General features: G+C 69.7%; 12 protein-coding genes and 1 tRNA gene. 4 read left to right on the top strand and 9 right to left on the bottom strand.

From position 1 onward, the window contains the following. Positions 1-108 precede the first annotated feature (108 nt). The 3 genes from V6B97_RS03185 to V6B97_RS03175 all read left to right on the top strand — a co-directional run bounded on the left by V6B97_RS03185 (position 109) and on the right by V6B97_RS03175 (position 1940). The gene (locus V6B97_RS03185; protein ID WP_333505046.1) at positions 109-597 is read left to right on the top strand and encodes a hypothetical protein; all 489 of its coding nucleotides are present in this window, start codon (positions 109-111) and stop codon (positions 595-597) included. Positions 598-689: 92 nt separating this feature from the next. Next, positions 690-776 (top strand) — tRNA-Leu (locus tag V6B97_RS03180). A 30-nt stretch (positions 777-806) separates the two neighbouring features. Continuing rightward, on the top strand, positions 807-1940 hold the full coding sequence (locus V6B97_RS03175) for a Fic family protein (RefSeq protein ID WP_333505045.1): 1134 nt from the start codon (positions 807-809) through the stop codon (positions 1938-1940). A 137-nt stretch (positions 1941-2077) separates the two neighbouring features. On the opposite strand, the gene V6B97_RS03170 is transcribed toward V6B97_RS03175, so the two are convergent. After that, positions 2078-4012, bottom strand: a complete 1935-nt coding sequence (locus tag V6B97_RS03170) for an ABC transporter ATP-binding protein (RefSeq protein ID WP_333505044.1) — start codon at positions 4010-4012, stop codon at positions 2078-2080. A gap of 80 nt (positions 4013-4092) precedes the next feature. Between V6B97_RS03170 and V6B97_RS03165 the strand changes: the two genes are divergently transcribed. Next, a complete protein-coding gene (locus tag V6B97_RS03165) occupies positions 4093-4719 on the top strand; it encodes a metal-dependent transcriptional regulator (RefSeq protein ID WP_333505043.1) in 627 nt (208 codons plus the stop codon). A gap of 93 nt (positions 4720-4812) precedes the next feature. Here the strand turns inward: V6B97_RS03165 and V6B97_RS03160 are convergent, their stop codons facing one another. The 8 genes from V6B97_RS03160 to hutW all read right to left on the bottom strand — a co-directional run bounded on the left by V6B97_RS03160 (position 4813) and on the right by hutW (position 13652). Next, the gene (locus tag V6B97_RS03160) at positions 4813-5721 is read right to left on the bottom strand and encodes a TonB family protein (protein ID WP_333505042.1); all 909 of its coding nucleotides are present in this window, start codon (positions 5719-5721) and stop codon (positions 4813-4815) included. Between the two features lie 57 nt (positions 5722-5778). Then, entirely contained in the window at positions 5779-6342 is a 564-nt protein-coding gene (locus V6B97_RS03155) for a flavodoxin family protein (protein ID WP_333505041.1), read from the bottom strand. Next, complete coding sequence (gene hutX / locus V6B97_RS03150; RefSeq protein WP_333505040.1) at positions 6339-6926, bottom strand: heme utilization cystosolic carrier protein HutX; 588 nt, start codon at positions 6924-6926, stop codon at positions 6339-6341. Before hutX ends, V6B97_RS03155 begins: the two co-directional genes overlap by 4 nt. Then, entirely contained in the window at positions 6908-8392 is a 1485-nt protein-coding gene (locus tag V6B97_RS03145; protein ID WP_333505039.1) for an ATP-binding cassette domain-containing protein, read from the bottom strand. The genes hutX and V6B97_RS03145 overlap by 19 nt, the downstream gene beginning before the upstream one ends. Further along, complete coding sequence (locus tag V6B97_RS03140; protein WP_333505038.1) at positions 8392-9192, bottom strand: energy-coupling factor transporter transmembrane component T family protein; 801 nt, start codon at positions 9190-9192, stop codon at positions 8392-8394. Before V6B97_RS03140 ends, V6B97_RS03145 begins: the two co-directional genes overlap by 1 nt. Further along, on the bottom strand, positions 9170-9820 hold the full coding sequence (locus tag V6B97_RS03135; protein WP_333505037.1) for an MptD family putative ECF transporter S component: 651 nt from the start codon (positions 9818-9820) through the stop codon (positions 9170-9172). The genes V6B97_RS03140 and V6B97_RS03135 overlap by 23 nt, the downstream gene beginning before the upstream one ends. A gap of 182 nt (positions 9821-10002) precedes the next feature. Further along, entirely contained in the window at positions 10003-12159 is a 2157-nt protein-coding gene (locus tag V6B97_RS03130) for a TonB-dependent receptor plug domain-containing protein (RefSeq protein ID WP_333505036.1), read from the bottom strand. Beyond that, positions 12156-13652, bottom strand: coding sequence for a heme anaerobic degradation radical SAM methyltransferase ChuW/HutW (hutW, locus tag V6B97_RS03125; RefSeq protein WP_333505035.1), 1497 nt, complete (start codon positions 13650-13652; stop codon positions 12156-12158). The genes V6B97_RS03130 and hutW overlap by 4 nt, the downstream gene beginning before the upstream one ends. Positions 13653-13968 lie beyond the last annotated feature (316 nt).

Raw genomic sequence — 13968 nt, 5'->3', positions numbered from 1 at the left:
ATGCCGCCCCCCGGTGCCCCCCCCCCCCGGTGCGACCGACCGACCGGCACGGCATGGCGGGCGTCCCGGCTTCCCCCGTATCCTCCCGGAATACCCAAGGACCGCACCATGGCGAAATTCGACTGTGAACTCTTCGGCCATTTCGTGTACGGGCCGGAACTGAGCTACAACGACCTGCTGGCCCGCGAGGCCGAACTGGCGGACGCCATCCACGGCGCGCTGGACGCCAGCGGCGGCGAGCATATCGACTTCACCCCCACGGGCGACGCCCTGCGCGTGCAGTGCGTGTTCGCCCACCACGAGGAGACGGCGTTCCACGCGGCCTGCGCCGCCGTGGCCCCCCTGCTGCGCGGCGACGTGGAAGGGCGCATGCTGTTCGTGGACAAGGGACTGGACCTGCTGCACCTGTATCTGCTGGCCGACGGCACCTGGCGAGAGGCCGCCCTGCGCCTGCCCCAGGCGCGCGCGGGCATGGCCCGCCTGTCCGGAACCGACCCGGCCCTGGCCGTGGTGCCCACGGCAAAACCCAAGCCGGACGCGGCCCGCGCCAAACGGGGCAAGGGCGCCGACAAGACTGCCGGGAAACCGGCGGGGTAGGCGTCCCCGCCGCTGTCCCGGCATGGCCGCGCGCCAGCCCGACGTTGACGGCAACCGGCCCGCATACTAGGGTTTCGGCCCATTCCCACCGTGCCCGGATGGCGGAACTGGCAGACGCAAGGGACTTAAAATCCCTCGGCCTCACGGCTGTGCGGGTTCAATCCCCGCTCCGGGCACCACTTCCCTCCCGCCAGCAAGCGAGGCATCCGATGAAGTTCGAAGACTTCACTTCCGGAACATTCGTCCAGCAGTACGAATACAAAAGCTTCATGCCCACCCTGGTGAACCGCGAGTGGACGTGGGAAGACCCGCGCATCAACAGCCTGCTGGAGGAAACCACCCGCAGCCTTGCCGAGTTGGACGCCTTTTCGAAGATGGTCCCGGACGTGGACCGCTACATCTACATGCACGTCGTCAAGGAGGCCAACACCTCCAGCCGCATCGAAGGTACGCGCACGGAAATGGACGATGCCCTGCGCGACAGGATGCACGTTGCCGAGGAAAAACGCGACGACTGGCAGGAAGTGCACAACTACATCGATGCCATGAACGTGGCCATCCACGAACTGGCGGAGCTTCCGCTCTCGAACCGCCTGCTCCGGAAAACACATGAGATATTGATGCGCGGGGTGCGCGGCGAACGCAAGACGCCCGGCGAGTTCCGCCGCTCGCAAAACTGGATCGGGGGAGCCTCGCTGAAGGACGCCGTCTTCATTCCGCCCCATCACGACGAGCTTCCCGAACTGCTCGGCGACCTCGAAAAGTTCTGGCACAACGCGGAGATTCATGTTCCGCACATCATTCGGGTAGCCATAAGCCACTACCAGTTCGAAACCATCCACCCCTTTCTGGACGGCAACGGCAGAATCGGCCGCCTGCTCATCACGCTGTACCTCATCAGCGTCGGGCTGCTCAGCAAGCCGTGCCTCTACCTTTCCGCGCACATGGAAAAGCACAAGGGGCAATACTACGATGCGCTGACCGGCGTCCGCGTGTCCAATGACCTCGGCCATTGGGTCCGCTTCTTCCTCGTGGCCATGCGCGATACGGCTCGCAACGGGGTGACCACGTTCCGGAACATCATGGCGCTCAAGGAGCGTTCCCTGCAAAAGGTTCTTTCGTTGGGCGCACGATCCGCCAATGCCCAAAGGCTGTTGGAATCGCTGTACATGAATCCTGTCACCAACGGAAAGCTCGTGGCCCGGAACCTCGGCATCTCGCCTCCAACGGCCAATACCCTCATCGAGGAAATGGTCCGGCTTGGCATCCTCGAAGAAATGACCGGCTTGCAGCGCAACAGGGAATATCTGTTCACCGAGTACTACCGGCTTTTCCTCGACTGATCGGAACACCCATTGCCTAAAATTCCGCTCAGGATTTTTTTCTTACCCGGAGCGCTAATTAAATTTCGAACCCATTTTTTAATTAGCGACCCCGGATAGTAAAATTCACCCCGAAACCGGCATGGTCCCGGCCACCGTCACTCCTCCGAGGCCGTTCCCGTATTCCACATCTCGGCGTACAGGCCGCCGCGCTCCAGCAGTTCGCGCGGGGTGCCGCGCTCCACTTCGCGGCCCTGGTCCAGCACGATGACGCAGTCGAAGTCGGCCAGGGTGGAGAGCCGGTGCGCCACGGCGATGACTATCCGACCGGGCCGACCGGGCCGACTTGGCCGACCAGGCTGACCGGCCTGACTGGCCGACGGGATACAGTCCCCGCCGCCCTCCTGCCCCGCCGCCAGCCCGGCCAGATTGCGCTTGATGCGCTGCTCGGTCAGCGAATCCACGGCGGAGGTGGCCTCGTCCAGGATCAGCACGGCCGGGTCGCGCAGCAGGGCGCGGGCCAGGGCGATGCGCTGGCGCTGCCCGCCGGACAGCTTCAGTCCCCGCTCGCCGATGAACGTGGCGTAGCCGTCGGGCAGGTCCGTGATGAAGTCGTGCGCGTCGGCCATGCGCGCGGCCTCGCGTACCGCCGCGTCGTCGGCGTGCGGCGCGCCCAGGCGGATGTTTTCCTCCACCGTGCCGTGGAAGATGAACGGGTCCTGCGGCACGTAGCCGATGTGCGACCGGTACGAGGCCAGGGTCCAGTTGCCCAGCGGGCGGCCGTTGACCAGCACCTCGCCCCGTTTGGGGTCGTGCAGGCGCAGCAGCAGGCGCACCAGGGTGCTCTTGCCCGCGCCCGACGGCCCCACGATGCCCAGCGACATGCCCTCCGTCACCGTCAGGTCCATGGCGTGCAGGGCGTCTTCCCTTTCACCATGGCCCTCGCCGTAGCCGTAGCCCGCGCCGCGCAGTTCGATGCGCCGGGGCGGCTCGAGCAAATCCTCCGCGCCGGGCGCGTCCACCACCGTGGGCCGGGCGTGCAGCAGTTCGTCGATGCGCGTCAGGGCGGCGCGGGCCTGCTGCACCTGGTTGGCCACCATGCCCGCCGCGAAGATGGGCAGCACCAGCCGCATGCCCATGAACACGAAGGTGGTGTACGCGCCCACGCTGGGGCCGTCGCCCTGCGCGGCCAGCCACCCGCCCCCGGCGATGAGCAGCGCGAAGGACAGCCCCGCCGCCATGAAGATGGCCGGGATGAACCGGGCCCGCGTGCGCGCGGCGGCGATGCCCGCGTCGCGGTATTCGGCGGACCGGACGCGCAGCCGCTCCATTTCGTGGTCCTGCGCGTTGGCGGCCTGCAATTCGGCCACGCCGTGCAGGCTGTTCTCCAGCACCCCGGCAAAGCCCCCCGCCGCCTTGCGGGCGTGCAGGTACTGCGGCCGGATGCGCCGGGCGAAGTGCACCATCAGCCACACCACGCCGGGCACGGGCGCCAGCAGCAGCACGGCCAGCCGCCAGTCCAGCCAGAGCATCCAGGCGTAGGTGCCGCAGACCATCATGCCCACGCGCACCGCGCCGGGCAGGGTGTCGGACACCACGGCCTCCAGGGTGTCCACGTCGCCGGAGACCACGTTCATCAGGTCGCCCTTGCGGCGGCTTTCGTAGAACCCGGCGTCCAGCCGCAGCAGGTGGCCGTACAGGGCCATGCGCAGCGCATGGCGCAGCCGCTGGGCCACGTCGGCCAGCATGTAGTCGCTGCCGCACTGGAAGGCGGCCAGCCCGGTGAAGGCCCCCAGCACCATGGCCCCATACATGGCGTAGGTCGCGGGGGCGGTCTGCCCCCCGGTGACGGCGTCCACCACCACGCCCAGCAGGGCCATGGGGATGAGGTCGCACAGCCGGGCCAGCAGGCTGCCCGCGATGCCCAGGGCGAAGCGGCCGCGCAGTGGGCGCAGCAACGCGGCCACCAGATGACGCCCGGTGGGTGGGGTCGGTGGGGTCGGCGGGGCGGGCGGGGCACCGGGAAAGGGGGCCGGTTCGGCAACGGCGGGAACGATGTTCGGGGCGGCGGGCCCCGGCATGGTGGCGTTCAAGGGGTGCATCCGGAAGTGTTTTACGATACAGGGGGAAACGCGCGTCACGGCGCGGACAACACAACACGCAAGGGGCCGGCATGTCGGCAGAGAACACCCCGCTGTCCAACACGCTCGAAGATTATCTGGTCGCCATCTTCCACCTGGAGATGGAGCGCGGAGCGGCGCGCTCGCGCGACATCGCCGAAGCCCAGGGGGTGTCCCGGTCCACGGTGACCAGCGCCCTGAAGGCCCTGGCCGCGCGCGGGCTCATCGAATACCAGCCGTACAGCCTGGTGCGGCTGACCCCGCAGGGCGAACCGCTGGCGCGCGAAATCGCCCACCGCAACATGATCCTGCGCCGGCTGTTCGGCGACGTGCTGCAACTGGACCGGGCACTGGCCGAGGCCACCGCCTGTCGCGTGGAGCACGCCGTGGATGCGCAGGTCATCAAGCGGCTGGGGCAGTTCCTATTGTACCTTGAACGCACCGGTCTGCAACTGGAGCGTTGGCGCGAGGACTACGCGGCCTGCATGCGCCGCAAGCCCCACCCCGGCCCGGATACGCAGTTGGACGGCCCGGTGCCCACCCAGTCCGGCAACCAGCCCGGCACCCAGCCCGGCACCAGGACGGTCGCCCCGGCGGCGCAGGGGCAGGATCCCCCCCCGCTGCCCAGCCCGGCCCGCGCGGCCGCGCCGCGCCGCAGGAAGGGCGGCCGCACCGGGTAGCGCCCGGCCCGTTGTTCGCAACATCGGCCCTCCCGGCGGCGGCACCGCCGGACATGGCCGGACGCCCCAATTCCGCCAGTCCCGCCAATCCCATCAGTTCAGTTCGTAGCGCACCGGCACCAGCACCCGCATGTCGCCGGGCAGGCTGACGTTGGCCACGCGCACCCCCTCCATGCGGGCGAAAGCCTTTTCCGTGGCCCTGTCCAGCAGGGCATGGGCGCTGCACGCGGCCACGTTCCAGGTGTCGATGGCCCCGTCGCTGCGCAGCTTCACGGCCATGACCACGGTGCCCTGGTATCCCGCCCTCCGCGCGGCGCGGGGGTATTCCTTGTACCGCTCCACCAGCGCCGTCAGGGCGGCCAGGATGCGCTGCGTCTCGCCCGCGTCGGCCATGGGGGTTCCGCCCGGATGCCCGACGGCGGGCGCGCCCGCGCCACTGCCCGGCCCGCCGCGTCCCGCGCCGCGCGCCATGCCCGCCATCCCACCCGGCGCACCGCCGGAGGCGGAGGCCACGGGCACGGTGTCGCAGAACTCCGCCTCCTGTCCCGCCGTGGCGGTCCGCTCCTCGCGGGGCTGATCGGCGGAAGGCCGGTCCGGTGCTGATTTCGGGGCGGATTTGTCCCGTGCCTCGGGCCGGGGCGCGGCCTTGGCGGCCACCTTGCGCGCCGCCACGGGTTTGGCGGCGTTCTCCGTCACCATGGCGGCCGGTTTGACCGGCACGGGCGCGGGCGTGGCCGGAGGCGCGGCCTGCGGCCGGGGACGGGACACCGGCTGCGGCGCGGAGTCCGGAACGGCGGGCGCCGCTCCACCGCCGCCACCGGGCAGCGCCAGACCTTGCAGGTCCATCATCACCACGCCCAGCGGCAGGGGCTGGGGCGGATGCGCCGCCAGCGGAGCCATGGCCATCAGCAGGAACACGCCGCAGTGGATCACCAGCGACGCGACAATGCCGCCCAGGCCTTCCCGGTCTTCGGAATGTTCACGCAATGCAGGCAGATGCATGGGTGCTCCTTGCCACGTCGGCGGTGATGCGGCGTCCGTTGCCACCGGGTCCCGGCCCTATGCCGGGCCTCCGGGGGCGGTGGCGACGGGGGTAACGGGGGCGGCCAGCCGGTCCGCCATGGCCCGGAAGGCGGCCTGCGCGGCGGCCAGATCCTTCTCGTCGGGATGGCGTTCCGCTTCCTGGATGCGCGCGATGCGTTCCGGGGTCATGGGGTGCGCGTCCGAGGCCATCTTTTGCATCATGGCGATGACGGCCGGATCGATGCGCCCCTGGCACAGAAACGTGCCCAACACCTCGTTGCCCGCCATCATTTCTTCGGCGCGGCGGATGCAGTCGCGGGCGTGGTCGGAATCGGGCCAGGCCCCCAGGGTGCCGAACAGGCCCACCCGGCAGCCTTTCACCGCCTGCATGTACTTGGCGGCCGCCGCGTCCGGGCCGCCCTTGTCCACCCAGAAGCCCAGGGCCACGAAGCCGTAGCCGTGGGTTCCGGCGCCGGCGGACAGGTCCGGGGCCTGGTCCACGGGCAACACGTCGCACGGTTGGGGCAGGCAGTCCGCGATGGCGCGGGCCACCTTTTCGGTGTTGCCGGTGCGCGAGGAGTAGACGACCAGCGTTTTCATGCCGCCACCTCGCCCGCGTCCTTGCCCGTGTCTTTGCCGTCAGTGGCGCTGGCCGCCAGGGCCGGACCGGCGCAGACCCGGTCGCGCAGGGCCAGGAACGCCTCGCGCACGGCGGGAATCAGCGCGCGGCCCTCGCGGCCCGCGTACACGGCGAACATGGCTGCGCCGTCGGTGTCGTAGAACTGCACGGAGTGGCTCTCCAACCCGAAGAACGGCTTGGACAGGAAGCACACCGCGCCCAGCCGTTCCACGAACACGTGGCCGCCCAGCGGGTTCTCCGCGTCGTGCAGGTTGAACATGCCGTGGCCCCGGCGGCCCTTGGGCAGCCTGCCCTTGACCTCCACCACGGCGCCGGGGGTCATGGCGATGAGGGTCACCTTCTCCCAGCCGGTCATGTCCTCCCACACCGCGTCGAAGGCGTCGGCCGGGGCGAAGCGGCGCATGTCGGCGGGCAGGGCACAGGCCACGGCCCCTTCGGTGGCGCCGCAGCGCTGGGCCAGGGTGTGCAGCATGATGTCCGGGCTGTCCTTCACGGCGGCCTGCACGGCGTCGCGCAGTTCCGGCGTCACGAGATGGTCGAACATTGGGGATTCTCCTTGGTTGTGCGCGGGCAGCGCAGCGGCAGGCGCAGCGCGGCGTCGCAGGTGATGGAAAGCAGTTCCAGGTCGTGGCTGACCAGCAGCACCACCGCGCCCCGCGCGGCGGCCGCGCGCACGGCGTCGGCCACCAGGCGCATGTTGTGGCCGTCCAGGCCGCTGGTGGGTTCGTCGAGGATGAGCACCTCGGGCTGCTTGGCCATGCCGCAGGCGATGACCAGCCGCTGCTTCTCCCCGCCCGACAGGGACTGGGGATGGCGGTCGGCCAGGTGGGCCAGATTGAACAGACGCAGCAGGTCGTCTTCCGTCTGGCGGGACGCCGGGCGGGAATCCGGGCGGCCGCCATTCCCCGCCGCTCCCGCCCTGCCCGCCGCCCCCGCTGCAATGGACGCGGCGATTTCCTCGCGCACGCTCTTCATGTGCAGCTGGTGGTCGGTGTTCTGGAGCACGATGCTGCCGTGGCGCAGCAGGCGGTCCGGGCGCACCGGCACGCCGTGCAGGTGCAGCCTGCCGGAGTGCATGCGGTGCAGTCCCGTGAGCAGCCGGGCCAGGGTGGTCTTGCCCGCGCCGTTGTCGCCCAGCACCCCGATGACCCCGCGCGGCAGCAGGAACGAGGCCCCGTGGAACAGTTCCGGCCCGTGCCTGTGGGCGTAGCGCAGGTCGGCCACGCACAGGGCATCGCCCCGGCCGCTGGCCTCGGGCAGGGCCGTGCGCGGGTCGGCCACGCGGGCGGCGCGCAGGCCGCGCGCCCGGCGCAGCGCGTCGTCGTGCAGGATGGAGAAGTCCCCCTCCTCCACGATGCGCCCTTCGGCCATCACCACCACCCGGTCCACCACGCCTTCCAGCCAGTACAGGCGGTGGTCCACCACCAGCACGGCCATGCCCGCCGCCTTCAGCGCGCGGATTTCGCCGGCCAGGGCCAGGGTGGCTTCCGGGTCCAGGTTGGCCGTGGGCTCGTCCAGCACCACGGCGCGCGGCCCCAGCGACAGGATGGAGGCCAGCGCCACCTTCTGCTTCTGCCCTTCGGACAGGTCGTGGATGGGCTGGTCCAGCAGGTGGCCGATGCCGAAGCGGCGGGCGGCCTCCTGCACGGCGGCCAGGGTGTGGGCCGGTTCGCTGCCCCGCCATTCGTGGGCGAAGGCGATCTCGTCGCCCACGGTCAGGGCGAAGAACTGGTTTTCCGGGTCCTGGAACAGGGTGCCCGCCAGGCGGGCCAGTTCGTGCAGGGGCGTTTCCGCCGTGCGGCGGCCGTCCACGGTCACGGAGCCATCCAGCCGCCCCCGGTAGTAGTGGGGGCACAGGCCGTTGGCCAGGCGGACCAGGGTGGACTTGCCGCACCCGCTGGGGCCGGTGCACAGCACCGCCTCGCCGGGGCGCACCCGCAGGGAAAGATCGCGCACCGCGGGTTCCGTGGCGTGGGGATAGGTGTAGGTGACGTCGGTGAGGCGCAGCATCAGAACATGCCTCCCCCGCCCCAGCCCGCGCGCAGTTGCAGGCCCACGCCCGCCGCCACCAGCGCCAGCGCCCCGGCCATGGCGGCCCAGTCGCGCCGGGCCAGATGCACCGTGCGGCACGGGCGCAGCCGGTCGGCGTAGCCCAGGCCCTTCAGTTCCGCCGCTATGCCCAGTTCGTCCGCCGCGCGCAGGGCGCGGAACACCAGCGGCACGAACAGCAGACGCATGGACAGCAACGGATGACGCAGCAGGAACAGCGGGTTGACCCGGTAGCCGCGCGTCTTCAGGGTCTCGGACACCTGGCGCACGTCGGCCACGAACGACGGCACGAAGCGCACCATCACCGCCGTGGGAATGTACACGCAGAACGGCAGCCGCAGCGACTTCAGGGTGGACAGCATGGCCTGCACCCGCGTGGACAGGGCCAGGGCCAGCACCACGTTGACCATGATGGCCAGGCGCAGGAACGGCACCAGCAGGCGCACCGGCTCCAGCGGGGACATGCGCGGCACGGCCAGGTGCATGGCGTGCATCAGGCCGAAGGCCACGCACATCAGGACCGCGATGCCCGCGTGGCAGGCCAGCAGCATGCGCCAGCGGCCCAGGGTCAGGGCGTAGGCGACGGACGCGGCCAGCAGCAGGCCCAGCGCCGCGGGGTCGGCCAGCACCATCACCGCCACGGACCCCAGCAGCGAAATGGCCATCTTGGTCCGCGCGTCCAGCCGGTGCATCAGGCCCCGGCCGCGCGCGTCGGCCGCATCCCCGGCGGTCCACCGGTCATTCATGGACGATGCCCGCATGGCGCAGCTCCCGCAGAAAACGCAGGCCCACCGGCAGCCCGGCCAGGGCACCCACGTACCCGATGGCCACCACCACCCCGGTGAACCACAGAAGTTCCGGCTGCTCGCGCACGAACAGCCACGACACGCCGAACGACCCGGCCTTGAACAGGATGTCGTAGCAGGCGATGCCCGCCACCAGGGCCATCTCGTTGCGGTAGCCGCCCAGCAGCAGGATGATCCCTTCCGCCGCGAGGCCCGCCACCAGCATGGACGGCAGCAGGAAGAACCCGCCGCCCATGAGCAGCATGGACACCAGCACGTTGACCAGGGTGAACAGCAGCAGCGTGCCCGGCTTGCGCAGCTTGAACAGCAGCACCAGCGCCAGCACCGTGAACACCAGGTTCTTCAGCACCAGGGTGAGCGGGTTCATGCCGCCGCCCACCAGGGCCACCAGCAGGCTGGACACCTTGGTCAGGGCGGCGAACACGCCCACCGTCACCAGTTCGCGCACGGCCCAGTAGCGCGCCCTGCCCCGGCGCGAGGCTGCGCCGGACTGGACCGGTGCGGACTGGACCGACGGGGACAGGACCGGTGCGCCCGGAACAGGCAGGGGCGGCGCGCCGGAGCGGCTTGCGTTCGTCTTCATGCGTCGTCATCCGTAAGGTTGAAGTCCGGGGCCGGGAGTCCGGCGACTCTGGCCGTCATGACCGCCGGGGCCGTCATGACCGTTATGACCGGCGGGTTTCGGGTGCCGGTTGCCCGGCACCCGCTTTCGACATACTGAAAACGATTTCCATTTTCAACATTAGACGGCAATCCATCCGTCGATCAGAACGTGGTCCCCACCTTGACCACCGCGTGCATGCCCGGCTCGTCGATGGACGAGGCCGCCGTCTGGTAGTCCCTGTTCAGGATGTTCAGCAGGCTCAGGCTGACGAAGTGCTGGCGTTCCTCGCCGAACTTGGTGCCCAGCGAGAGGTTCAGCGTTTCCCAGGCGTCGTAGTTGTCGTGGGTGCCGTCGGAATATTCCTCGCGGGCGTCCACGGCGGCGCGCAGGTACAGGTCGGCGAACAGGTCCATCTTCCGTTCCGGCAGGTCGCGGTCGAAGCGCACGCCCAGGCGGCCCATGTATTCGGGGTGGCCGGTGTCCCAGGTGCTCAGGGTGCCGGAGTCGTAGTGACGCTTCAGCCACGTGCCGCTGGCGTACGGGGTGAGGAACAGCGAGCGGAAGGTGTACCCCGCCGAGGCTTCGACGCCGTAGGTGTCGGCCTCGTCCACGTTGGTGAACTGGTTGCCGCCGGTGACCTTGGTGGTGGTGATGTAGTCCTCGGCGTTGGAGACGAAGAAGGCCACGTCCAGGTTCAGCGCGCCGTCGTCGTACCGCGCGCCCACCTCGTAGTTGTTCGAGGTTTCCGGGTCCAGGTCGGAGTTGGGGAAGGTGGGGTCCGAACCGCCGTGCACCGTGCCGATGTACAGCTGTTGCAGGTTGGGGAACCGGTACCCCTGCGAGAACAGGGCGCGCAGGGTGGTGTCCTCGATGCCCGACCAGGTCAGGCCCGCGCTGAACACCGGGTGCGAGGCGGAGCGGGTCTCCGTGTCCAGGCTGGGGTTGTTGGTGTCCGCCAGTTCGGAGCGCACCCAGGTCTGGCGCACGCCCAGGGTCAGGGTGAAGTCCTCCGGCAGGGTCCATTCGTCCTGCAGGTACACCGCGTGGGTGTCCATGGTGGCGTCGTAGTCGTACTTGGTGAAGGTGGAGGCAAGCAGCGTGCTGCCCATGTACCGCTTCGAGTCGATCTGGGTGGTGGCGTCCAGGTCGTCCAGGTTCACGTCGTAGCCCAGGATGACGTGATGGTCCTCGTGCGGCAGCAGGTCCACCTGCATGGTGCCGCCCCAGCTGGCCTGCTCGTTGCGGGTGCGCTGGTCCTGGTCGATGGTGATCATGGCGTTGGGTTTCACGCCGATGATGTTGATCATCTCCTTGGTCACTTCCTGATAGTACGCGTCCACCCGCACGCGGGAGACGAGATCGCTCACGTCGCGGAACTCGGCGTAGCCGCCCGCCTTGCGGCGTTCCCACAGGGGGATGTCCAGGTCGAAGTTGTACAGGGTGTCGCCGGTGGTGCCCTCCGGCGTCATGGCGTTCAGGTTGCTCCAGTATTCCTCGTAGGTGACCCCGAAGGACGCCTTTTCCGCGTCGTAGCCCAGGAAGGCGGCGGTATCGCGGGTCATGTACGAGGTGTCGTCCATCTCGCCGTCGGCGGAACGGCGGTTGCCCTGGTCGTTGTAGCTGCCCGACACGCGGTACTTGAACCCGTTCATGCCGCCGAAGGCCGAAAGGTATTCGGTGAACCCGTCGGTGGACGAATCGAAGGTGACGCTGGTCTCCACGCTGATGGGCTTGTCGCCGCCCTTCTTGGTGATGATGTTGATCACCCCGCCGATGGCCTCGGACCCGTACAGCACCGAGGCCGGGCCCTTGATGACCTCGATGCGCTCGATGCGGTTGGGGTCGATGAGCAGCGGCGCACCGTCCATGGACTTCTGCTCCGACACCTTCTGCCCGTCGATGAGCACCAGCACGCGCTGCCCGCTTTCGCCGCGGATCTGCACGCGCTTGGCGCCGGGCACGGAAAGGTCGAACACCTCCACGCCGGGCACGTCGCGCAGGGCGTCGGCCACGTTGATGGCGGGGGTGCGCTTCAGGTCTTCCTGGTCCACCACGGCGGCGGACGAGGGCACGTCCTTCAGGTCGTGCTCGGTGCGGGTGGCGGTGACCACCACGTCGCGGGTGCGGGTGACGGATTGCTCGGCAGACTGTGCGGCGGTCTGCTCCGGAACCTGCCCGGCGGTTTCCCCGGCCGTTTCCTCCGCCAGCGCGGCCACGGGCGACAGCAGCAGCACGGTGGCGGCGGCCAGTAGCAGGCGGGCCGCCGCCCGCGTGTGGCGGGCAGATTTCAGGCGGCCCGGTTCAATGGCTTGTCTCACGATGCGTTTTCCTCCTCGATCTCGTGGATCAGATAGTTGATGAGCAGGTGCGCCATGGTCACCTGCCAGAACTGTCCGGCCATGGTCAGCTCCAGCCAGTCGCCGTCGCGTTCCAGCAAGCCCGCGCCGCGCCACTGTTCCAGCAGGGGCGCGGCATGGCGCGCCACGGGCAGGCCCAGTTCCGCGTCCAGCCGGGCGGGGTCGATGCGCCCCGCCTCGAAGGCCGAGGCCACGGCCCGCGCCAGCCCGGCGGAGGCCGGGGGCAGCATCAGGGCCATGACGGGCTTGCCGCCGCCCTGCACCGCCGCCAGCCAGTCGGCGTAGGCGCGCTGGATGAAGAAGGCGTGGCCGTGCAGCATGCCCCCGGCCCCGGGGCCATACGCCAGACAGTGGGCCTGCCCCTTGGCCAGCTGGTTGTAGAGGTTGCGTTCGCGCGTGGTGCGCCCCCAATGGCTGGACGACAGCCGCCGCCAGCGCGCCCCGTGCATCAGCCGGATGCCCTCGGCGAACAGGCGGCCCTGCTCGGCCATGTCGGCGGCGGGGGGCAGCTTGCCCGCCTCCACCGCCGTGAACAGCGGCGTGCCCCGGAACACGTTGAGCTGGTAGAAGTCGGCCCCGTCCAGTTCCAGTTCCAGCAGGGTTTCCACGTCGCGCCGCCACGAATCGGCGGTCTGGGTGGGAAAGCCGTAGATCAGGTCGATGACCACGGCGGCCTGGTCGTAGGCGGACAGGCGGCGTAGCGCGGCCACGATCTCCTCGCGCGGGGCGCGGCGGCCCATGCGGCGGCGCAGTTCGGTGTCGAAGGTCTGCACCCCCAGCGAGAAGCGGTTGGCGCCGCCCGCCAGGCAGGCCTCCATCTTGTCCGGTCCGAAGTTGTGGATGCGCCCCTCCACGGTGATCTCGCAGTCGTTGGCCAAAGGCAGGGCCGCGCCGATGCCGCGCAGCAGCCGGGTCAGGTCCGGGGCTTCCAGCGCGGTGGGGGTGCCGCCGCCGATGTACACGGCGTGCACCGGGCCTTCGTTCTGGGCGGGCGCGTGGGCCCACATGTCCAGTTCGCGCAGCAGGGCGTCGGTGTAGCGGGCGCTTTCGCCGGGGCCGTAGGCCTTGGTGTAGAAGCCGCAGTACAGGCAGTGCGTCTCGCAGAAGGGCACGTGCACGTAGGCCGCCGTCTTGCCCGTGCGCGGGCGGGACAGCAGGTGGCCCAGCAGGTCGGCCCGGCGCTCCTCTTCCACGGGGGCGCCGCCCAGCCCGGCATGGATGGCCAGCTTGCGCGGGAAGGCGCTGCCCAGCGGGTCGCCGTCCGTGGCGGCGAAGCAGGCGCGCAGCCGCTGGCCGGCGGCATCGCCGGGTGTGGCGCCCGGAACGCCATCGGAAGCGGGGGCGGTAGCGGGGGCAGGCAGGCCCGGCTCGCCGAACATACGATTCTGGATTTCATTATCATTTATGGACAGGTCGGCTGTCAGGACGGCTGCGCCGGATGCGGGGCTGGTCATGTCGTTTTCCTTGATCTTCGCCGCTGGCGGCAATATGTTTTGCGCTGCGCACAAAGTTTGATTAAGCAAACTTTCATGCCCAATGCCACGGCCGGTGGCGGGTGTCAACCGGGCGGCGGAAGAAATGCCTGAACGCGGCATCCGCATCGCCTGCTCCGCCCCTGTCTGCGGAGGGCGCACGCGACAGGCGGGACAGGGGGGACAGAGGGGGGCTGAAGGGGCCGCCCCCATCCGCCCGCCCCCACCACGCGGACACCCCGCGCGCAAGGCCGCACAGGAGCACAACCAGAAACGGGACACACCCGAAGGAAGGAAC

This window comes from Nitratidesulfovibrio sp. 1201_IL3209 (assembly GCF_036763125.1).
GTDB lineage: Bacteria > Desulfobacterota > Desulfovibrionia > Desulfovibrionales > Desulfovibrionaceae > Cupidesulfovibrio.
Note: the sequence above shows the minus strand (reverse complement) of the source record. Positions and strands in the feature narration are given on the sequence as shown.

What these genes read in the sequence shown, in the direction of transcription:
- V6B97_RS03160 (WP_333505042.1), bottom strand. Translation starts at nt 5,721, where the DNA reads ATGCATCTGCCTGCATTGCGTGAACATTCCGAAGACCGGGAAGGCCTG.
- V6B97_RS03185 (WP_333505046.1), top strand. Translation starts at nt 109, where the DNA reads ATGGCGAAATTCGACTGTGAACTCTTCGGCCATTTCGTGTACGGGCCG.
- V6B97_RS03175 (WP_333505045.1), top strand. Translation starts at nt 807, where the DNA reads ATGAAGTTCGAAGACTTCACTTCCGGAACATTCGTCCAGCAGTACGAA.
- V6B97_RS03155 (WP_333505041.1), bottom strand. Translation starts at nt 6,342, where the DNA reads ATGAAAACGCTGGTCGTCTACTCCTCGCGCACCGGCAACACCGAAAAG.
- V6B97_RS03135 (WP_333505037.1), bottom strand. Translation starts at nt 9,820, where the DNA reads ATGAAGACGAACGCAAGCCGCTCCGGCGCGCCGCCCCTGCCTGTTCCG.
- hutX (WP_333505040.1), bottom strand. Translation starts at nt 6,926, where the DNA reads ATGTTCGACCATCTCGTGACGCCGGAACTGCGCGACGCCGTGCAGGCC.
- V6B97_RS03165 (WP_333505043.1), top strand. Translation starts at nt 4,093, where the DNA reads ATGTCGGCAGAGAACACCCCGCTGTCCAACACGCTCGAAGATTATCTG.
- hutW (WP_333505035.1), bottom strand. Translation starts at nt 13,652, where the DNA reads ATGACCAGCCCCGCATCCGGCGCAGCCGTCCTGACAGCCGACCTGTCC.
- V6B97_RS03145 (WP_333505039.1), bottom strand. Translation starts at nt 8,392, where the DNA reads ATGCTGCGCCTCACCGACGTCACCTACACCTATCCCCACGCCACGGAA.
- V6B97_RS03140 (WP_333505038.1), bottom strand. Translation starts at nt 9,192, where the DNA reads ATGCGGGCATCGTCCATGAATGACCGGTGGACCGCCGGGGATGCGGCC.